Raw genomic sequence first — 19,985 nt, 5'->3', positions numbered from 1 at the left:
CACGGCGCGAACGGGGCCCGGCGTCACGCGACCCGCGCCGCGGGGCCCCGGCGTCGCGCGGATGCCGGGCGGCCGTTCGGGTGGACCGTCCGGCGGCGGCCCGCGGCGCGTCCCGCCGGGCCCGTCCGGCCGGCCATGACCCGCCACAGGCAGGGTGACTGACGAACCATCAGGGACACGCGGCCGTTCACCCCGCGCCTGCCGCCGCGCACCGCCCGGCGCCGGTTACGTTGCGCATCCGACCGCGGGTCGGACACCGCGGGGGGCCGCCCCCGTGCGTCCGCCGCCGGAGTTCCGACGCCGAGGGGCCCCTCATGGATGTTCGCCGCAGATCCTTCCTCAAGCTGGCCGGCGCGGTCGCGGTGGGCGCCACCGCCACCGCCGCCGCACCGGCCGCGGCGGGCGCCCCCGCCGGGGTCCCGCGCAACCGGCAGGCCGCCGTCCGCGCCGTCGCACCACCCGGCTCCGCACAGGCGGTGGCCAAGGCGCGGCGGATGGTGGCCACGCTGACCCTGGACGAGAAGATCGCCCTGCTGCACGGCGTCGGCAGCACCGGAAACACCACCGGCTACGCCGGAGCCGTCCCCGCCAACGAGGCCCGTTCCATCCCCGCCCTCTACCTCGGCGACGGCCCCGGCGGCGTCGGCAACCGCTCCACCGGGGTCACCCAGTGGCCCGGCTCCAAGGCGCTCGCCGCCACCTGGGACACCGCCACCGCGGACGCCTTCGGGGAGGCGTACGGGGCGGAGCAGGCGGGCAAGGGCCACAATGTGGCACTCGCCCCCTGCGTCAACATCGTGCGGGTCCCGCAGTGGGGGCGCTCCTTCGAGACCTTCACCGAAGACCCCTTTCTCAACGCCGAGTTGATCGTCCCGGTGGTGCAGGGCATCCAGCGCAACCACGTCGTCGCCACGGTGAAGCACTTCGCGGTCAACAACCAGGAGACCGAGCGCGGCCGCATCGACGTGGTGGTCTCCCGCCGGGCCCTGGAGGACCTCTACCTCCCCGGTTTCCGGGCCGCCGTCCAGCGGGGCGGCGCCGCCGCCGTCATGACCGCGTACAACAAGGTCAACGGGGTGTACGCGCAGGAGAACCGTGTCCTCGTCCAGGAGGTGCTGCGGGACGCCTGGGGCTTCGACGGCATGGTCATGTCCGACTGGGGCGGCACCCACAGCACCGTGCGGACCGCGCTGGCCGGCTCCGACATGGAGATGCCCGGCGCCGTCCACCTCGGCGCCCGGCTCAAGGCGGCGGTCGAGGACGGACGGGTCCCGCTCACGACGGTCGACTCCATGGCCGTGCACGTCCTCACCGCCATGTACCGGGTCGGCCTCTTCGACCACCGGCTGGCCGACCCGGCGGACGTCGTCGAGGCCGTGGTCAGCACCGACGCCCACAAGGCGCTCGCCCGGACCGTCGCCGTCCGGGGCAGCGTGCTGCTGAAGAACGACGGCGGGCTGCTGCCGTTCGGCGCACCCGAGTCGGTCGCCGTCATCGGTCACGCCGCCGACGCCGGCGCGCAGACGAGCGGCGGCGGCTCCGGCGTCGTCACCGCGCACGGCCCCGTCGTGACCGCGCTGGCCGGCATCACCGCCCGCGCGGGCGGCCGGACCGCCGTGACCTACGCGCCGGGTACGCAGGGGATCGGCCCGCTGCCGCCCGTCCCCGCCGCGGACTTCGGACCCGGCCTGACGGTGACGTACTACGCCTCGCGCGACCTGACCGGCCCCGCCCTGGGCACCGAGACCGTCCCCCGGCCCGACTGGTCCACCAAACCGGGGCTGGTCGCGGGCGAGACCGACGGCTGGTCCGCCCGCTACACCGGCGTCCTCACCGTCCGCTCCGCCGGCCGCCACCGCTTCTCGCTCACCGCCAGCGGCGCCACCACCCTCACCGTCGACGGCCGGCAGGTCCTCGCCTACCGCACCGGTGCGGAGGTCGTGCAGAACGGCTTCGTCGAACTCGGCGCCGGAGCGCACGAGTTCGAGCTGACCTACCGCAACCCCGGTGGCTCCTTCTTCGGCAAGGACTTCGGACTCCACCTCGGCCACCAGCCGCATTACGACCGGCTCATCGCCGAGGCGGCGGCCGTCGCCGCGAAGGCGTCGGTGGCCGTCGTGGTGGTCTCCGACCTCACCAGCGAGAGCATGGACCGCTCCAGCCTCGCCCTGCCCGCCGACCAGGACGAGCTGATCACCGCCGTCGCCGCCGCCAACCCCCGTACCGTCGTGGTGCTCACCACCTCCGGCGCGGTGCTGATGCCCTGGCTGGACCGGGTCGACGCGGTGCTCTCCCTCTGGTACGCGGGCCAGGAACAGGGCAACGCCCTCGCCCGGGTGCTCTTCGGCGACGAGGAACCCGGCGGCCGGCTCCCCGAGACGTTCCCCGCCACGGACCGGCAGGGCCCCGCCAAGACCCCCGCCGCCTACCCGGGCGACGGCGGACAGGTCTACTACGAAGAGGAACTCGCCGTCGGCTACCGCTGGTACCGCAGCAGCGGCGAACAACCCCTGTTCCCCTTCGGGCACGGGCTCTCGTACACCACCTTCGCGCTCTCCGGGCTCCGCGCCGACCGGGCCGGGGACGGGTTCCGGGCCCGGGTGCGGGTCCGCAACACCGGTCGGCGCACCGGCTCCGAAGTCGTCCAGCTCTACGTCGGCTTCCCGGCGGCGGCGGGCCGGCCGGCCGCCGAACTCAAGGCGTTCGCCAAGGTCGCCCTCGGCCCCGGCGAGGAACGCACCGTCACGCTCCCGCTGGAGCGCGAGACGCTCACCGTCTGGCAGGACACCGAACGCGGCCGGACGGTGGTCCCCGGCCTGTACAGCCTGGCGGTCGGCACCTCCAGCGAGAACCTGCCGCTGCGCACGGCGGTGACGGTGGAGTAGCCCTGCGGGCTCCGGGGGCGCCCGGAGCCCGCACCGGTCCTCAGGGACGGGTGAGCACCACGAGTTCCTGGGTCGCCCGGGTCATCGCCACATAGCGGTCGACCGCCCCCTCCACGCCCTCGCCGAAGCGGTCCGGGTCGACCAGCACCACCAGATCGAACTCCAGCCCTTTCGCCAGCTCCGGCGTCAGGGAACGGACCCGGTCCGTCGCCCGGAACGCCGGATCGCCGATGACGCACGCGACCCCCTCCGGATGCGAGGACCGCCAGCCCTCCAGCACCGCGGACAGCTCGGCCGCCGACCCGTACACCACCGGAACTCCGCTGCTGCGGACCGACGTCGGCACGTTGGCGTCCGGCAGCACCGCCCGGATCACCGGCTCCGCCTCCGCCATCACCTCTTCCGGTGTCCGGTAGTTGATGCTCAGCGACGCCATGGTGACCCGGTCCAGCCCGACCCGCTCCAGCCGCTCCCGCCACGACTCGGTGAACCCGTGCCGGGCCTGGGCGCGGTCACCGACGACCGTGAAGCTCCGGGACGGGCAGCGCACCAGCAGCATCTGCCACTGCGCGTCGGTCAGTTCCTGTGCCTCGTCCACCACCACGTGCGCGAACGGGCCCGCCAGCAGATCCGGTTCGACCTGCGGGCCGGAGTGCGGGTCCACCAGGGTGTCGCGCATGTCCTGCCCGTGCAGCATGGTCAGCGCACCCTCGCCGTCGTCGTCGGTCTGCAGCAGCGTGTCGACGACCTGGGCCATCCGCTCGCGCTCGGCGGCCCGCTCCACGGCGTGCCGACGCACCCGCCGGGCCGTCCCGGAGTCGCCGAGCCGCTGCCGCGCCGCGTCCAGCAGCGGCAGGTCGGACACCGTCCACGCCCGCGGCCGCGACCGTTGCAGCCGGGACACCTCGTCCCGGTCCAGCCACGGGGCGCACATCCGCAGGTAGGCGGGGACCGACCACAGGTCCCCGACGATGTCCGCCGCCTCCAGCAGCGGCCACGCCCGGTCGAAGGCCGCCAGCAACTCCCGGTTCTGCGAGAGCGACTTGTGCAGCAGACCCTCCGGTGCGTCGCCCTCGTGCTTGTCCATCAGCAGGGTGAGCAGTTCCTCCAGGACCTGCTCACGGGCTTCGTTGTGCGGGGTGCCGGGGGCGGCGGCCCCGAACGCCACCGCCCAGTCGGCGGCGGTCAGTCGGATGTCGGACCAGTGGGTGGTGACCGTCATCCCCTCCGCCGGCGGGTCCTCGTAGAAGGCGACGGCCTTGTCGACCGCCCGCACCAGGTCGGCGGACGACTTCAGCCGGGCCACCTCCGGGTCCGTCTCGGGTACGGCGGCGGCCCCCTCCGGCAGCAGGTCGCGCAGGGTGCAGGTCTGCACACCCTCCTCGCCGAGGCTCGGCAGCACGTCGGCGACGTACCCCAGGTAGGGCTCGTGCGGGCCGACGAACAGCACGCCGCCCCTGCGGTGGCCGAGCCGGGGGTCGGAGTACAGCAGATAGGCGGAGCGGTGCAGGGCGACGACGGTCTTGCCGGTGCCCGGCCCGCCGTCGACGACCAGGGCCCCGCGCGACCCCGCGCGGATGATCGCGTCCTGGTCCGCCTGGATGGTGCCCAGCACGTCCCGCATCCGGGCCGACCGGTTGGCGCCCAGGCTCGCGACGAACGCCGACTGGTCGTCCAGTGCCGCGTGCCCGGCTAGTCCTTCGGCGGCGAACACCTCGTCCCAGTAGTCGCCGATCCGGCCCCCGGTCCAGCGGTACCTGCGGCGGCTGACGAGCCCCATCGGGTCGCCGTGGGTGGCGCCGAAGAACGGCTCGGCGGCCGGCGAGCGCCAGTCGACCAGCAGCCGGCGGCCCGTGTCGTCGGTGAGGCCGAGCCGCCCGACGTACACCGGTTCGCCGCCGTCCGCACCGACCATGCGGCCCAGGCACAGGTCCAGCCCGAAGCGGCGCAGCGTACGCAGCCGGGACGACAGCCGGTGCACCTCCGCGTCCCGGTCCATCGCCTGCCGTCCCACCCCGCCGGGCGCCTTCAGTTCGGCGGCCAGCCGCCCGGACACGTCGGCGACCGACTTGTCCAGACACGCCGCGACCGCCGCGAAGTGCCGTTCGTCGTCGCCGATCAGCGACGGGTCGGCCTTGGCGGAGAGGCGGTCGGGCAGGGCGAAGGCGCTGACGGGCGAGAGGTTCATGACAGGGTCTCCGTTGTCCGTGTTCGGGGCGCCGCCGGTCGCGGAGCCGTGGTCGGTACGGCTCACGCGGCCACCTCCGGCTCTCCGTCGACCAGGTCGTACGGCTTCCGGGCGGCGGCCACCGCCGCCCCGTCGGTGCGGACCGCTTCGTCCGGCGGCGCGCACCTCCCTGCCCCCGCGCCGGGCTCCCGCGCCGCCGGCGCGAGCCCCACCATCGGTTCGACGTCCCCCCGCGACCCGTAGGCCGCTCCCACCACACGCACGTCGTACATCTCATTTCCGTCGATCCGGGCTTCGGCGGACGATTGTGCGGCACCGGGGGGGCCTTGCCGCAAGGCCCCCCATCGGTTATAAGTTGAGAGTGGAAAGGAGTGGGTCGGCCTCCTTCTCCCCTCCCGTCCCCGGTGGACGGGTTTTCTTTTTGCGGCGGTTCCGCCTTCGGCGCCGCGCGGGTGCGGCCGGGGCACCTGCTGCGGTCAGGATGCCGCCCGCTCCGGGCGCAGCACCGTGAGGGCGACGGCCAGGGCGGCGAGCAGCAGGGCGGTGCCGAGCGCGAAGGCCGCGTGGTAACCGGAGGTCAGGGCCTCGGACCGGGGCGTGCCCCCGGCCAGCAGCCGATCGGTGCGGGTGACTGCCAGGGTGGACAGCACCGCGACGCCCGCCGCCATGCCGATCTGCTGGGTGGTCTGGAACACCCCCGACGCGAGCCCGGCGTCCCGCTCGTCCGCGCCGGACATGGCGAGCCCGGTCAGCGCCGGAAGAGCGAGCCCGAATCCCGCGGCGAGCAGCATGACCGGCAGCAGATCGGTGGCGTACGAGGCGTGTGCCGGCAGCCGGATCAGCAGCGCCATGAGCGCGGTCAGCAGGATCAGTCCGCCGAGCAGCACGACGCGTTCCCCGAAGCGGGCGATCAGCCGGGCCGAGACACCGAGCGACACCACGCCGATGATCACCGCGGCGGGGAGCATGGCGAGTCCGGTGCGCGCGGCCCCGTACCCTCCGACGTTCTGCAGATACTGGGCGAGCAGGATCTGGAAAGCGAACAGGGCGGCGACCATGAGGATCTGTACGAGGTTGGCGCCGGCCACGTTGCGCGGCCGCAGGATGCGCAGAGGCATCAGCGGGGTGCGTGCCCGCCTCTGACGCACCGTGAACGCGGCGAGCAGCGTGAGCGACAGTCCGCCGAGGACCAGGGTCCGCCCCGAACTCCCGCCGTGGGCACCGAGGGTGACGACCGTGTAGATGCCGAGGGTCAGTCCGGCGGTGACCAGGAGGGCGCCGGCGACGTCGGCTCCTGCGTGACGGCCCAGCCCGCGGTCGCGGGGCAGGACGCGTGAGGCGAGGAGCAGTGTCGCCGCGCCGACGGGCAGGTTGATGTAGAAGATCCAGTGCCAGCTCAGGGCGTCGGTGAGCACCCCGCCCAGCACCTGCCCGAGGGAGGCGCCGGCCGCTCCGGTGAAGCTGAACACCGCGATGGCGCGGGCCCGTTCGCCGCGCTCGGTGAAGAGGGTCACCAGAATTCCGAGGCTGACCGCGGCGGACATGGCGCTGCCGGCGCCCTGGAGGAAGCGGGCGGCGATCAGCATGCCCGGCGAGGTCGCCATCCCCGCGAGCAGGGAGGCCGCGCCGAAGACGGTGACCCCGGCCAGGAACATCCTGGTGCGTCCGAACAGGTCACCGAGGCGGCCCGCGAGCAGCAACAGGCTTCCGAAGGCGATCAGATAGGCGTTGACGACCCAGCTCAGGCCCGCCGGGGAGAAGCGCAGGCCGTCCTGTATCGCGGGCATGGCGACGGTCACGATGCTGCCGTCCAGCACGTTCATCAGCATGGTGGCCGCCAGTGCGCCGAGGGCCAGTCGGTGCTTCGGTGGAGCGGCGGGGGCGGGGGCGGGTTCCGGCCCCGCGGAGGTGGTAGAGGGAAGGGCGGAGTGCGTGGACATGGCTTCTCCTGTCGTGGAACGGCGACGAGAGGAACCGTAGCAGATAGTTTTGTTAGAGATGATTTATTGAGCATGTTGTTTTGGCGCATCCGTGACCCGGTCGCCCGCGCCCCTGCTCCTCGGTGAGCCGGGCGTGCGCGCCCGATCGATCTGCCACCGGATGATCTGCCACGGACCGAATACCCTTGACCCATGACCGCTCTGAGCCCCGCACGCACCGAACCGGATCTCTCCTTCCTCCTGGACCACACCAGCCACGTGCTGCGTACCCGGATGGCCGCGGCGCTCGGCGAGATCGGGCTGACCGCACGGATGCACTGCGTCCTGGTGCACGCCCTGGGCGCGGAGCGGACGCAGGTCCAGCTCGCCGAGATCGGCGACATGGACAAGACCACGATGGTGATCACCGTGGACGCTCTGGAGAAGGCCGGCCTCGCCGAACGGCGGCCTTCCAGCGCCGACCGGCGCGCCCGCGTCATCGCCGTCACCGCCAAGGGGGCCGAGGTGGCCGCCGCGAGTCAGCGGATCGTCGACGGCGTGCATGAAGCGGCTCTGGGCTCGCTGCCCGCAGGGGAGCGGGAGGTCCTGGTGGCCGCACTGACGCGGCTCAGCGAAGGAGGGCTGGCGACCCCGTCACCGACCCCGGTACCCGCACGACGGGCCCGCCAGGCGCGGCTGAAGTAGGCGACGGTGCAGGGGAGTCGGCCTTCCCCTGGACGGACCCGGATCAGGAGCGCTCCCGATCGGGGGCGGGCGGGCTCGCGGGCTCCCGCGGGTTCTGGAAGTGCTCAGCTCCGGCGGCACGGCGGGAAGGTCCCCTGGACCTCCACCGGGCATCCCTGCGGGGAGCCGCCTCCCGGGCACGACGAAGCCCTCCGCCCGGCGCGGGTGAGACTGCCGGGGGAGGGTTCGTGCGGAGCCTTCGTGGTGGGGGCGCGGGCGGTTACGGCACGCGGGCGGTCCACTCCGGTGCGCCGAACTTCGTGCGGACCAGTTCCTCGGCGGCAGCCAGCTCGTCGGGGGTGACCGCTCCCCGGGTGAGGCCGTGGCGCTTGCGGAAGGAGTCGATCATCTTCTCGATGACCGTCTCGCGGGGCAGCCCGGTCTGCCGGCGCAGCGGGTCCACCCGCTTTTTCGCGGACTTGGTGCCCTTGTCGGACATCTTCTCCTTGCCGATGCGCAGGACCTCCAGCATCTTGTCGGCGTCGATGTCGTACGACATGGTCACGTGGTGCAACACGGCGCCGGGGCCGCCGTCGGGGCCCACCATGCGCTTCTGCGCGGCTCCGGCGATCTTGCCCACCTCGGTGGCGATGTCGTTCAGCGGCTGGTACCAGGCCTTGATCCCCATGTCGCCCAGCGCCTCCAGGACCCAGTCGTCCAGGTAGGCGTAGCTGTCGGCGAAGGAGAGGCCGGAGACCAGGGACTGCGGCACGGCGAGCGAGTAGGTGATGGCGCTGTGCGGCTCGGCGAACATCGCGCCGCCGCCCGAGATCCGGCGGACCACACGGACGCCGTGGCGCTCGACGCCGGCTGCGTCGACCTCGTTGCGCAGGGACTGGAAGCTGCCGATGATGACGGCGGGAGCGTCCCACTCCCAGACCCGCAGGGTGGGCGGACGGCGGCCGGCCGCGACCTCCGCGGTGATGACCTCGTCCAGTGCCATGTGCAGTGCGGGGGACTGCGGCGCGTCGTGGATGAGCTGCCAGTCGTAGTCGCTCCACTCGGTGGCCTGGGCCAGGGCGCGGCGGACCGCGACGGCGACGCCCTCCGAGGTGAGGCCGAGCATCACCGTCGACTCGGGCAGCGCGGCGTCGATCCGGGCGGCCAGCCCGGCGGTGTCGGTGTGGGCCGGGGCCCCCTCCAGCGCGGCGTCGATGGCGCCGATCGCCTCGTCCGGTTCGAGGAAGAAGTCGCCCGCCACACGGACACCGCGCAGCGCCCCGCCCTCGACGTCGAGGTCCACCACCACGAGCTTGCCGCCCGGGATCTTGTACTCACCGTGCACAGCCATGCCTCCACATCCGATCCGACTTGATCAAAGCCGAACGCACTCGGTCACCACGGTAACGCTCCGCCGGGTTTATCCCCTCTTCGACCCGTAGGGGGCGGTCCGGTCCATGGCGACGCGTCGGGGTTCGTGGCGTCGCGCCGGCGTTCGTGGCGGACGGGCCGGCGTTTCGGGAGGGATGAGAGGGGCATATAAGTCAGTCACGCTGACACTCTTGACGGGGCGCGGTGAAGCTGATTGGTTGCCGGGGGAGGGTGGTGACCTGCCTGGGTGCCGTGCCGGCCGGAAGGGTTCTGGCGCAATCGGAGTCGTCCGAACGCCAGGAGAGGTCGACAACTGGGTTGGCATGTAAGGGTAATGCTGGGGTGTCCGGCCCGGACTTCCCGGCTCATCGGTCGCCGTACGGGCCGGGGTGGTCGGAGTGGTCGACGGTCAAGGACCGGCAAAAGTCGGCCACAAGCGTGAGGTCGCCCATCCTCTTAATGTTAGGTTGCCTGACAATAAATCGGACGTCGGAGGTCCCGCATGACCATCGAATACGCCACGCGCTACCGCACCCGCTCCCACATCCCGCCGGAGCCGGGCAAGCCGTACTTCATCGAGAAGGGGCAGGGTGACCGGGCGCACCTGTTCGGCGACCTGTTCACCGTCTACGCCGGAGGGGAGCAGACCGAGAACACCTTCAACTTCTTCACCTGCGAAGGCCCCAAGGGCGACATCATCCCGGCGCACTCCCACCCCGACACCTACGAGGTCTTCTACATCACCCAGGGTGCGGTGCGCCTGTTCGTGGAGGACCTGGAGGGCGAGGAGCACGAGAAGCTGCTGACCGCGGGGGACTTCGGATTCGTACCGAAGAACTGCCCGCACGCCTACCGCATCGAGCGCCACCACTCGCAGATCGTCGGCGTGGCCGCCGGACCCGGCGGGACCTTCGAGCGCTTCTTCGAGAACCTCGGCACGCCCACCGACGAACTGACCCTGCCGAAGACCCCGTTCGTACCGGAGCCGCACACGTTCGGCCTGGTGCCGCAGCAGTATGACGTGAACTTCCTGCCCGACAAGCGGTGGCACGGCCAGGACCGGCCCGGCCGGCACAGTTGAGAACGATCGGAAGGCAGCCCACCGTGACCACCAGCACGCCGGGACTCATCGACGTCCACGCCCACTTCGTCACCGACTCCTACGTCGCCCGGGCGCGGAAGGCCGGGCACCACCTGCCCGACGGCGTCCCCGCCTGGCCCTCCTGGAGCGCCCGCGACCACCTCGCGCTGATGGACCGCAGCGGCATCGAGACCGCCGTCCTCTCGGTCTCCTCGCCGGGCGTCCACTTCGGCGACCCGGCCTCGGCCCGCGCCCTCGCCCGCGAGGTGAACGAGGACGGGGCCGCCGTCGTCCGCGACCACCCCGGCCGCTTCGGCCTCTTCGCCTCGCTCCCGCTGCCCGACGTGGAGGGCGCGCTCGCGGAGATCGGCCACGCCTTCGACACGCTCGGCGCGGACGGCGTGGTGCTGGAGACCAACACCGAAGGCGTCTACCTCGGCGATCCGCGGCTCGAACCCGTCTTCGCCGAACTGGACCGTCGGGAGGCGGTCGTCTTCCTCCACCCGACCTCGCCGGTCTGCTGGGAGAAGTCGGCGCTCGGCCGCCCCCGGCCCATGATCGAGTTCATCTTCGACACCGCGCGCACCGTCACCGACCTCCTCTTCGCCGGAACGCTGGACCGCCACCCCCGGCTGAAGGTGATCGTGCCGCACTGCGGCGGGGCGCTGCCGGTCCTCGCGGACCGCATCAACGGCTTCATGAAGCTGTTCCTGCCCGGCGAGCAGGACGCCCCGGACGCCGTCGCCCAGCTCGGCAGGCTCTACTACGACCTGGCCGGCCCGGCCTTCCCCCGCCAGCTCCCGGCCCTGCTCAACCTCGCCGCCCCCGATCATCTGCTCTACGGCAGCGACTACTGTTGGACGCCGTCCGCGGCGGCCGAGGCCCACGCCCTGTCCTTCGCCGACGCGCCCGAACCCGTGGCGGGGACGGGGTGGCCCGCGCTCACCCGCGCCAACGCCCACGCCCTGCTGCCCCGCCTGAACGGTTAGAGGAGACATCCGAACCATGGCCGCCCCCTTCCCGTTCGAACTGCTCGGCCCGCCCGATCCGTTGACCCTCCCGCTCCCGGCGGCGGAGCGGCCCGCCGAGGGCGTGCGGCTGCTGCGGGGAGTCCCGTACCACATCCCTGCCGGGCAGCGCCCCCTGGAGCTGGACGTGTGGCTGCCGGCCGAGGCCGCCGGACCGCTGCCGGTCGTCGTCTACGTGCACGGCGGCGCCTGGCGGGGCGGACACCGCTCCGACATGGGACCGCTCGTCCGGGACCTGGAGCCCTTCGCCCGGCTGGCGCGGGCCGGGTTCGCCGTGGTCTGCCCCGACTACCGGCTCAGCGGCGAGGAGGTCTTCCCCGCCCAGCTCGACGACCTCGCACGGCTCACCCCGTGGCTGGCCGCCCGGTCCGCGGAGCTGGGGACGGACCCCGCCAGGACGGTGCTGTGGGGGGCGTCCGCCGGTGGCCACCTTGCCGCGCTCGCCGCCCTCGGGGCCACCGGGGCGTTCGGCGACCCCGCTCCCGAGGTGCTCGGCTGCGTCGTCTGGTACGGCCCCGCCGACCTCACCGCCCTCGCCGACGACTTCCCGCCCGGTCGCTTCGACCCGGCCGACCCGGCCACCTTCGAGGCGCTGCTGCTGGGGGCCGCACCCGCCGACGTGCCCGCGCTCGCGCGGGCGGCCAGCCCGGCGCTCCGGGTGACCGGCGGCGCGCCCCCGTTCCTCGTCCTGCACGGCGCCGACGACTCGCTGGTCCCCGTCGAGCAGGGACGGCGGCTCGCGGCGGCGCTGCGCGCACAGGGCGTCCCGGTCGACTTCCGCGAGATCCCGGGCGCGGACCATCTGTGGGTGGGGCTCACCGCGGAGGCGACCGCCGACTGCTTCGACGCGTCACTCGCCTTCGTGCGGTCCGTGACCTCGGGGGCCGCCCCGACGGCGTGACCGGGCTCGGTGGCCGGGCCGCACGCCGCCGTGCCGGCGGCAGCCCGTGCCGCCCCGCCCCCGCTCCGTACCCCGCCCCGTCCCGCCCCGTACCGCCTCGCCGGTACGGGGCGGCGGGCTTGCTCGGCGTAGGCTGCGGACATCTCTCGGCCGCGCTTTTGGCGCCGGTCCGAGTCCCGTCCCGCGACGATTCCGAGAGCCATGAGCCCACACCCGCGTAACCTGCCCCAACTGCTCAGCGAAGCCAAACGCTGGTTCGACGAGGCGTTGCAGGCGAGCATGCAGGCGGCCGGCGAGCGCCCCGTCAGCACGGCGCAGACGGCCGTGTTCGCGACCCTCGACCCGGAGGGCACCACCGTCTCCGAGCTGGCCCGGCGGATCGGCGTCACCCGGCAGACCGCGCATCAGGCGGTGCACGGACTCATCGCCATGGGCCTGCTGGAACAGGTTCCCGACCCCTCCTCCGCCCGCAGCCGGCTGATCCGCACCACCGCCGAGGGCGAGCGGGTGCACCAGCGGGCGCAGGCGTCGATCGCACTGATCGAAGGCGTCCTGGCGGCCCGCGTCGGCCGCCTCGGCGAGACGGCCCTGCGCGAGACCCTGACCCTCGACTGGGGCGCCCCGCCCCTGGTCAGCGCGCCGTAGGGTTCCCGGTTATCAGGTTACGGGGCGTCACCACCGCCGGTTGACGGTCGCCTTGGGGCCGGTCACCAGGCTCGCCGGCGGGACGTCGTCGGCGACCACCGCGCCCGCCGCGATCACGGCGTCGCGCCCGATGGTGACCCCGGGCAGGATCGTGGCGCCCGCGCCGATCCACACGTTCTCGGCGACGTCGATGGGCCCGCCGCTCAGCCATCCCCGCCGCTCCTCGGGGTCCACGGGGTGGCCGACGGTGATGAAGGTGGCCTTCGGCCCGACCATCACGCGCTCTCCGAGCCGGATGCCGGCGTAGTCGAGGAACGTGCAGTTCTGGTTGATGAACACGCGCTCGGCGAGGTCCAGCCGCAGTCCGTGGTCGGTGTAGAAGGGCGGGTAGATCGTGGTCCTCGCGGGCAGCGGCCTGCCGAGGATCTGCGCGAACAGCTCCGCCTTGCCCGTCTCGTCCTCGAAGGGGAGGACGTTCAGCCGGGAGGTGAGCTCGGTGGCGCGCAGGACCCGCTCGGACATGGCCCGGAACTCGGGGCTGTGGATGCGCATGAGGTGGTCGTCGGACACGCGGCGGTTCCTTCGGGGTGCGGGGCGGCAGGGGGTGCGGAGGGGCGCGGGTGCGGGGTGGCGCGGGTACGTCGAGCCGGGTTCGGCGGCGCCCGGCGGCCTGAAGGCCGGGGGCGGGGTTTCAGACGGTGATCCGGGGCCGTCCGGGGCTCAGGTGGTGCACGGTGGTCTGCTCCGCGTGCGGGGCGAGCAGGCCGCGGAGTTCTTCGGCGGCGTTGCTGAGGAGGTGTCCGTCGCGGGTGGCGTGGAGGGTTTCGAGGACGAAGGCGACGCGGGTGGAGTCTTCGGTGACGCGGGTGCGGTGGGCGTCGCGGTGGTTCCAGTGGCGGGTGAGGACGTCGGTGGTGTCGGCGTAGACGATCTCGCCGGGCTTGGGGTGCTCGGTGGTGTCGGGTTCGCCGAGCGGGGTGAAGGTCTCGCCGCCGTCGGCGTACCGGATCTCGACGTCGCCGGTGACGCGGTCGAGGTCGAACGCGCCGGCGGGCAGGCCGTGGCGGACGGAGACGGCGTTGTAGGAGTCGACGGCCGGGTTGATCCGGGGCAGGGAGCCCTTCTTCGCCAGGCGGCGGCCGAGGGCGTCGACGCTGGGGCGGATGCGGCGGGGGTTGGTGCCGAAGGAGCGGTAGGCGGTGTGCCAGGCCTCGATGCGCGGGTCGCTCTCGTCGGCGGGGGCCCAGGTGCCGGCGGCGAGTTCCCGTTCCAGGTCCTCCAGGGCGGATGCGGTGCGGGGCCAGGCATCGTGGCCGCGCAGGCCGGTGGCGGTGACGACGGCGATGAGGGTGTCGGGGAAGGCGTCCGCGACGGCGGGGCTGATACGGAAGGTGGTCATGGGGTTCCGTTCGGAGTGGGGGCGGGGGCAGAGGGGCGGGCGGTCAGGGTGTCCAGGTGCCGATGCGGTCCAGGCGGCGCAGTTGCTGGGCCGCCGTCGACGCGTCCTGGCCCCGGCCGCGTTCGGCGAGCCTGCGCGCGGTGTCGGCCCGCCGCTCGGCGGGCTTGTGGTCGTCGTACTTGTACTTCGCCCGTACGTCGGTGACGTCCAGGCGCAGGCCGCGGATGCCGGGCAGCATGCGCCCGTAGGGCGGCAGGCCGGGGGCGACGGGTGCGTGGTCGCCGTCGGGCTGGAAGTGGGCCATCTGCCGGCGCAGCAGCTCGGCTTTCGCCTCCGGTGCGTCGACCACGGTGGCCCGGCAGGTGAACTGGACGGCCGCGTAGTAACTGGTGGGGACACCGTCGGTGGGCGGGACGCCGGGTCCGGCGCGCCAGGGGCCGGGGACGAAGGCGTGGTCGCCGGTGACGGTGAAGGTCACCTGCGCATCGGCCTCGATCGGTTCCCAGACCGGGTTGGGCCGGGCGAGGTGGACCAGCAGGGCTGCTCCGTCGACGGTGAAGTGGGTGGGGACGACGACCGGTGCGTGTCCGGGCGGGCCGTTGACGCTGAGGACGCCGAAGTCGTGGCCGTCGGCGATCCAGGTCCGCCATTCGGCTTCGTCCAGGGCCGCGTCCCAGGGCTGGATGAACATACCGGGCTCCTTCCGGGGGTGTGGATCACGTGAGTGCGAGGAGGCTGACCGCGACGGCTGCGGCGCCCAGGCCGACGAGCTGTCCGCGGTGGACGCGTTCGGCCAGCACGCCGCGGGCGAGCAGGACCGTCCCCACCGGGTAGAGGGCGGTGATCACGGCGACGACCGCCAGGTCGCCGCTGCGGGCGGCGAGAAGGAACAGCAGGTTGGCCACCGAGTCCAGCACTCCGGCCGTCGCGGAGAGGGCGTAGGCGGGTTTGTCCGGACCGAGCCGCCGCGACATCACCCCGGCGGCGGCGAGGGTGACGGCGCAGGACACGGCGCGGCCGACGATCAGCGGGCCCACGCCGCTGTCGGAGGGCGCCTGGTGCAGGAAGACCAGTTGCAGGGCGATGGCGGACCCCGCCCCCAGGGCCAGCAGCAGGGCGGTCGGCGACGGACGGGCCGACTTCGCCCCCTGCCCGGCGCTGACCAGCACCACGGCGCCCAGGGCGAGCGGCAGTCCGATCAGTCCGGCCGGGCCCAGGTGCTCGCCCTGCACCAGCCCCACGCCCACCGGCAGCATCGCCGAGACCAGCGCCGTGACCGGGGACAGGACGTTCATCGGGCCGATCGCGAGCGTGCGGTACAGCAGGGCGAACGCGGCGGCCGACGCGACGCCGGAGGCCGCGCCCCAGGCGAGGGTGGCCGGGGCGAAGGAGGCCCCGAGGAAGGGCCACAGCAGCAGCTCGACGGTGAGGGAGGCCGGAGCGGCGACCATCACGGTACGCAGGACGTGGGCCCTGCGGGCGCCGAGGCCGCCGAGGAAGTCGGCGCATCCGTAGGCCAGGGAGCTGCCCAGGGCCAACAGCAGAGAGAGCACGGGGTACATCCCTTATCATCAATGGAACGACTACACCGTACAACGTACCGACCGTGCGGAGTCAACCGAACGACCGCCCGGTGCAACGTACCGGTCCACTGCGTGGAGGGACGACACACGATGGCCGAGACCGAGGAAGCGCTGCGCACGCTCGCGCGCAACGTCCGGGCGGCCCGTATCCGCGCCGGACTGTCCCTGGACGAACTGGGCCGTCGGGCGAAGGTGAGCAAGGGCGCCCTCGTCGCCCTGGAGAGGGCCCAGGGCAACCCGAATTTCGCCACCCTGGTCCGGCTCGCCGACACCCTCGGCGCCTCCGTCTCCGCGCTGACCGAGGGACGCCCCGAGCAACGCGTAAGGGTGGTGAGCGCCGACGCCGTGGTCCCCCTGTGGAGGGGGGAGCGCGGCAGCGAGGCGCGGCTCATGCTGACCACCGGCGGCCCGGCGGCCACCGAGGTCTGGCGCTGGACGCTGGAACCGGGCGAGGAGTACCCCAGCCACCCCCATCAGGCCGGCGTGACCGAGACCGTCAGCGTCACCGCCGGCGAGATGGTGCTCGTCGTCGACGGCATCGACCATCCGGTCGGGGCCGGTCAGACCGCCACCTTCGACGCCGACCACCCGCACACCTACCGCGGTTCGGGCTCCGGGACCTGCCACCTGATCATGACGGTCCACCTGCCCCCGGGACCCGCCTGACGCCTCGACGGCTCCGGGGGACCGGACGGTGCCGGGCGTACACCCCGTCCCGCGACCGCCCCACGCCCCCGCCCCGGCCCCCGTCCGGCGAGCGTGCTCAGCCCACCGCGCGGATCCGGGCGACGACCGCGGCGAGCGACAGCAGACCGACCGCCGCCGCCGTCCAGATGCCCGCACCCACCCCGAGCGGCAGCAGCAGCGCCGCCGCCAGCGCGGCGCCCAGCTCCCGGCCGCCGGCGGTGACCCCGGACGCCACGCCCTCCTGGCCCGCCCGCGCGCGGGCCAGTCCGGCGGCGGACGTGGTCGGGACCAGGAGGCCCCAGCCCGCGCCGGCGACGACCAGCGGGGCGATCAGCAGCGTGTAGTGACCGAACAGCAAGGGCATCGGCCCCAGCGCCGCCACCAGAAGGACCGATCCGAGGATCATCGCGCCCCGCACGCCCAGCCGGCCGATGATCCGCCCGGCCGCCAGTGCGGTGAGCAGGTTGCCGGCGGCCAGCGGCAGCAGCCCGACGCCCGCGACGAACGCGGACAGCCCCAGCCGGTCCTGCAAGGCCATGCTGACGAGGTAGAGCATGCCGAAGAACGCCCCCGTCCCGAGCACCGTGACGGCGGCGTTCGTGCGGAACACCACGTCCCGGAGCTGGCTCATCGGGAGCATCGGCGCGTCCGCCCGCAGTTCGACCCGGCGGAACGACCACAGTGCGACGACGATGCCCGCGCAGCACCCCGCCACGGCCCAGCCCGGCAGCGCACGCCAGTCGTGCGCCAGGAAGGCGACGAGGCCGAGCAGGACCACCATCACCAGCAGCCCCGGCAGGTCCAGCCGGGCCCTGCCTCCCCGCAGCAGCGGCAGTGCGGGCCGGCCGATCAGCCCGAACGCCACGGCGAGGACCGCCACCAGCACGAACATCGGCCGCCACGAGGCGACCGAGACGATGGCGCCGCATATCACCGGCCCCAGCGCGGCGCCGACCGCGTTGGCGCCGGCCCAGACGCCGATCGCCCAGGACAGCCGGTGCGGCACGTCCAGGTACACGAACCGGATCAGGGCCAGTGCCGACGGCAGGACGAGCGCCGCCCCCGCGCCCTGGCCGAACACGCCCACCACCACCCAGGCCACGCCGGGCGCCGCCGCCACCAGACCGAACGCGGCGAAGACCCCGAGACCGAGCAGGAAGATCCGCCGCGCGCCGAACCGGTCCGCGAGTGCGCCGCCGGTCAACGAGAGCATCGCGAAGGCGAGTGTGTAGCCGGAGAGCACCCAGCCGATCGCCGTTCCGCCGGCGTCGAACGTGGCGCGGACGGCGGGAGAGGCGATGTTCAGCCCCGAGGTCAGCAGGATCACCAGCAGCGTGCCGAGACTCGTGGCGGCCAGCACCCGACCGGGCGACCGGTGGCCGGGGTCCACCGCGGCGCGGCCGGTCCCCTCCGAGAGGTCGGCGGCCGGACGGGGCGAGGTGGACGACGCGGGCGGCGCGGACGACGGGAGTGCGGACGCGGACTTCGCCGAGGGGTTCGAAGGGGCCATGGTCGTCACGATACAACTAGTACGCGAACGAAATAAATGACGAGCGGGCGGGTGCCGGCACCGGCCCTGCCTAGGATGTCCCGAGAAGTCCGGCGCCTTGGATGCGGAGTGAACGACATGACGGCCGACGAAGACGCCATCGACCGGGCCGCCGGCGAGTGGGCGGTCGCGTGCCCGCGGCTCGACGCGTCCCCGAGCCAGGTGCTCGCCCGGATCCAGCGACTCGGCCACCTCATCGAGGACGCGCAGAACCGCAGGCTGCGGCGGCGGCCCGGCATGGTCGTGGCGAACCTGGGCGACTTCGACGTGCTCCGCGCGCTCCGGCGGTCCGGTCCGCCGTACGCGCTCACCCCGACCGAACTGCGGCGCGGCATGCTGGTCTCCGCCGCCGGGCTGACCGGGCGGCTCAAGCGGCTGGAGGACGAGGGGTGGATCACCCGCGCCGCCTCGCCGGCCGACGGGCGCTCCAGCCTGGTGCGGCTGACCCCGGAGGGCGTCGCCGACCTCGACCGCGATTTGGACGGCCACTTCGCCTTCGAGTCCGACCTGCTCAAGTCCCTCGGGGCCGAGGACCGCGAGACGCTGGCGGCCGGGCTCCGGGAGCTGGTCGTCGACCTGGAGTCGCGTACGCCGGAGGCGCGGCGCGCGGCGCGGGGGGAGTAGGGGCACGGTGCGCCGCGCCGCCGGTGCGGGAGTGCGGCGTACGCGCCCCGTTCCGGGCTGCCCTGCGGGAGCCCGGAACGGGGCGCGTACGCCGGCCGTACCGGTGCGCGTGCGGACGCGGTCAGTTCCGTACGAGCAGGGTGACGCCCGCGACGACCGCGCCGAGGACGACCGCGCCCGGGCGGTGCGAAGTCCGGGGTGCGGCGCGACGGCGGGCGGCCCCGGTCGGGCCCTGCCCGCCCCTCCCGGCAGTTGCCCGCCGGACCGCTACGGCAGCGGCAGGCCCGCGTAGTTCATGGCGAGTTCGGCCGCCGCGTGCGGGGACGCGGCGATCCGGTCGAGCTGCGAGACCTGGAGGCGGGTGTCGAACTCGCTCTGCTCCGGGTCCGTGTGCAGCGTCGTGGTCATGAAGTACGAGAAGTGTTCCGCCCGCCACACCCGCCGCAGGCAGGTGTCCGAGTACGCGTCCAGCAGGTCGGACGAGCCCGTCCCGTGCAGGCGGACCAGCGCCCGGCCCAGGACCACCACGTCCGCGGCGGCCAGGTTGAGGCCCTTCGCGCCGGTCGGCGGCACGATGTGCGCCGCGTCACCGGCCAGGAACACCCGCCCGTACGCCATCGGCTCCGTCACCGAACTCCGCATCGGCAGCACGCTCTTGGAGGTGATCGGGCCCCGCTCCAGTTTCCAGCCCGGCAGCGCGAACCGGGCGTCCAGCTCGTCCCAGATCCGCTCGTCCGACCACGCGGCGGGGTCCGTGCCGTTCGGCACCTGGAGGTAGAGCCTGCTCACCTCGGGCGAGCGCATGCTGTGCAGGGCGAACCCGCGCGGTGAGTGCGCGTAGATCAGCTCGTCGCAGGAGGGGGCGACATCGGCGAGGATCCCGAACCACGAATAGGGATAGACCCGTTCGTACGTGCGCCGCACCGACTCCGGCACCGCGGCGCGCACCACTCCGTGGAAGCCGTCGCAGCCCACCACGTAGTCGCAGGTCAGCGTCTTGTCCTGGCCCTCGTGTGCGTAGCGGATCGTCGGCCGGTCGGTGTCGGCCCCCTCGACGGACCGCACCTCGGCCCCGAAGTGGAGCGCCGCACCGTCCACCAGTTGCAGGGCTATCAGGTCCTTGACGACCTCGGTCTGCGCGTACACCCACACCTTGCGGCCGCCGGTCAGCGACGGGAAGTCGATCCGGTGCGCCCGGCCCTCCCAGCGCAGTTCGACGCCGTCGTGCACCAGGCCCTCGGCGTCCAGGCGTTCGGCCGCGTCCACCTCGCGCAGGGCGTCCACGGTGGACTGCTCCAGGATGCCGGCGCGCTGACGCTGTTCGACGTACTCCCGGTCCCGGCTCTCCAGGACCACGCAGTCGATGCCGGCCCGGTGGAGGATTCTGGACAGCAGAAGCCCGGCGGGCCCGCCGCCGACGATTCCCACAGTGGTGTGCATG

General features: G+C 73.5%; 18 protein-coding genes. 8 read left to right on the top strand and 10 right to left on the bottom strand.

Annotation, left to right across the window (positions count from 1 at the left end; translation table 11 throughout):
• Positions 1–314: 314 nt before the first annotated feature.
• Positions 315–2,885: a glycoside hydrolase family 3 C-terminal domain-containing protein gene (locus Q0994_RS30805; RefSeq protein WP_299541366.1), complete on the top strand. Its 2,571-nt coding sequence runs from the start codon at positions 315–317 to the stop codon at positions 2,883–2,885.
• Between the two features lie 40 nt (positions 2,886–2,925).
• On the opposite strand, the gene helR is transcribed toward Q0994_RS30805, so the two are convergent.
• The 3 genes from helR to Q0994_RS30790 form a co-directional block, all read right to left on the bottom strand.
• Entirely contained in the window at positions 2,926–5,073 is a 2,148-nt protein-coding gene (gene helR, locus Q0994_RS30800) for an RNA polymerase recycling motor ATPase HelR (RefSeq protein WP_299541428.1), read from the bottom strand.
• 62 nt (positions 5,074–5,135) lie between these two features.
• Positions 5,136–5,345, bottom strand: coding sequence for a hypothetical protein (locus Q0994_RS30795; RefSeq protein WP_299541364.1), 210 nt, complete (start codon positions 5,343–5,345; stop codon positions 5,136–5,138).
• 204 nt (positions 5,346–5,549) lie between these two features.
• Positions 5,550–6,902 carry an MFS transporter gene (locus Q0994_RS30790; protein ID WP_299541426.1) on the bottom strand — a complete coding sequence of 451 codons (1,353 nt, stop codon included), beginning with the start codon at positions 6,900–6,902 and terminating at the stop codon, positions 5,550–5,552.
• Positions 6,903–7,205: 303 nt separating this feature from the next.
• Between Q0994_RS30790 and Q0994_RS30785 the strand changes: the two genes are divergently transcribed.
• A complete protein-coding gene (locus Q0994_RS30785) occupies positions 7,206–7,697 on the top strand; it encodes a MarR family winged helix-turn-helix transcriptional regulator (protein WP_299541362.1) in 492 nt (163 codons plus the stop codon).
• Between the two features lie 259 nt (positions 7,698–7,956).
• Here Q0994_RS30785 and Q0994_RS30780 read toward each other — a convergent pair whose 3' ends face one another.
• Entirely contained in the window at positions 7,957–9,021 is a 1,065-nt protein-coding gene (locus Q0994_RS30780) for a biotin/lipoate A/B protein ligase family protein (RefSeq protein WP_299541424.1), read from the bottom strand.
• Between the two features lie 528 nt (positions 9,022–9,549).
• On the opposite strand from Q0994_RS30780, the gene Q0994_RS30775 reads away from it, so the two are divergent.
• The 4 genes from Q0994_RS30775 to Q0994_RS30760 all read left to right on the top strand — a co-directional run bounded on the left by Q0994_RS30775 (position 9,550) and on the right by Q0994_RS30760 (position 12,702).
• Entirely contained in the window at positions 9,550–10,128 is a 579-nt protein-coding gene (locus Q0994_RS30775) for a quercetin 2,3-dioxygenase (RefSeq protein ID WP_299541360.1), read from the top strand.
• 23 nt (positions 10,129–10,151) lie between these two features.
• Complete coding sequence (locus Q0994_RS30770; protein ID WP_299541358.1) at positions 10,152–11,117, top strand: amidohydrolase family protein; 966 nt, start codon at positions 10,152–10,154, stop codon at positions 11,115–11,117.
• Positions 11,118–11,133: 16 nt separating this feature from the next.
• Positions 11,134–12,057 (top strand): alpha/beta hydrolase, encoded by a 924-nt coding sequence (locus tag Q0994_RS30765; RefSeq protein ID WP_299541356.1) that lies wholly within the window; start codon positions 11,134–11,136, stop codon positions 12,055–12,057.
• 201 nt (positions 12,058–12,258) lie between these two features.
• Complete coding sequence (locus tag Q0994_RS30760; RefSeq protein WP_299541354.1) at positions 12,259–12,702, top strand: MarR family winged helix-turn-helix transcriptional regulator; 444 nt, start codon at positions 12,259–12,261, stop codon at positions 12,700–12,702.
• Positions 12,703–12,729: 27 nt separating this feature from the next.
• Here the strand turns inward: Q0994_RS30760 and Q0994_RS30755 are convergent, their stop codons facing one another.
• The 4 genes from Q0994_RS30755 to Q0994_RS30740 all read right to left on the bottom strand — a co-directional run bounded on the left by Q0994_RS30755 (position 12,730) and on the right by Q0994_RS30740 (position 15,654).
• Positions 12,730–13,272 carry a DapH/DapD/GlmU-related protein gene (locus tag Q0994_RS30755; RefSeq protein ID WP_299541352.1) on the bottom strand — a complete coding sequence of 181 codons (543 nt, stop codon included), beginning with the start codon at positions 13,270–13,272 and terminating at the stop codon, positions 12,730–12,732.
• A gap of 121 nt (positions 13,273–13,393) precedes the next feature.
• Positions 13,394–14,101 carry a B3/4 domain-containing protein gene (locus Q0994_RS30750; RefSeq protein WP_299541350.1) on the bottom strand — a complete coding sequence of 236 codons (708 nt, stop codon included), beginning with the start codon at positions 14,099–14,101 and terminating at the stop codon, positions 13,394–13,396.
• A 43-nt stretch (positions 14,102–14,144) separates the two neighbouring features.
• Positions 14,145–14,792, bottom strand: a complete 648-nt coding sequence (locus tag Q0994_RS30745) for an FMN-binding negative transcriptional regulator (protein ID WP_299541348.1) — start codon at positions 14,790–14,792, stop codon at positions 14,145–14,147.
• Between the two features lie 25 nt (positions 14,793–14,817).
• Positions 14,818–15,654: a DMT family transporter gene (locus tag Q0994_RS30740; RefSeq protein WP_299541346.1), complete on the bottom strand. Its 837-nt coding sequence runs from the start codon at positions 15,652–15,654 to the stop codon at positions 14,818–14,820.
• A gap of 120 nt (positions 15,655–15,774) precedes the next feature.
• Between Q0994_RS30740 and Q0994_RS30735 the strand changes: the two genes are divergently transcribed.
• Positions 15,775–16,350 carry an XRE family transcriptional regulator gene (locus tag Q0994_RS30735; RefSeq protein ID WP_299541344.1) on the top strand — a complete coding sequence of 192 codons (576 nt, stop codon included), beginning with the start codon at positions 15,775–15,777 and terminating at the stop codon, positions 16,348–16,350.
• A 97-nt stretch (positions 16,351–16,447) separates the two neighbouring features.
• On the opposite strand, the gene Q0994_RS30730 is transcribed toward Q0994_RS30735, so the two are convergent.
• On the bottom strand, positions 16,448–17,881 hold the full coding sequence (locus Q0994_RS30730) for an MFS transporter (RefSeq protein ID WP_299541342.1): 1,434 nt from the start codon (positions 17,879–17,881) through the stop codon (positions 16,448–16,450).
• A 117-nt stretch (positions 17,882–17,998) separates the two neighbouring features.
• On the opposite strand from Q0994_RS30730, the gene Q0994_RS30725 reads away from it, so the two are divergent.
• Entirely contained in the window at positions 17,999–18,544 is a 546-nt protein-coding gene (locus Q0994_RS30725) for a MarR family winged helix-turn-helix transcriptional regulator (RefSeq protein ID WP_299541340.1), read from the top strand.
• A 267-nt stretch (positions 18,545–18,811) separates the two neighbouring features.
• Here Q0994_RS30725 and Q0994_RS30720 read toward each other — a convergent pair whose 3' ends face one another.
• Complete coding sequence (locus Q0994_RS30720; RefSeq protein WP_299541338.1) at positions 18,812–19,984, bottom strand: 4-hydroxybenzoate 3-monooxygenase; 1,173 nt, start codon at positions 19,982–19,984, stop codon at positions 18,812–18,814.
• Between the last annotated feature and the right edge of the window lies 1 nt (position 19,985).

Origin of the sequence: uncultured Streptomyces sp. (assembly GCF_947488945.1) — a bacterium.
In the GTDB taxonomy this organism is placed as follows: Bacteria; Actinomycetota; Actinomycetes; order Streptomycetales; family Streptomycetaceae; genus Streptomyces.
The sequence above is the reverse complement of the archived record's forward strand: the minus strand, read 5'-3'. Positions and strand labels throughout refer to the sequence as shown.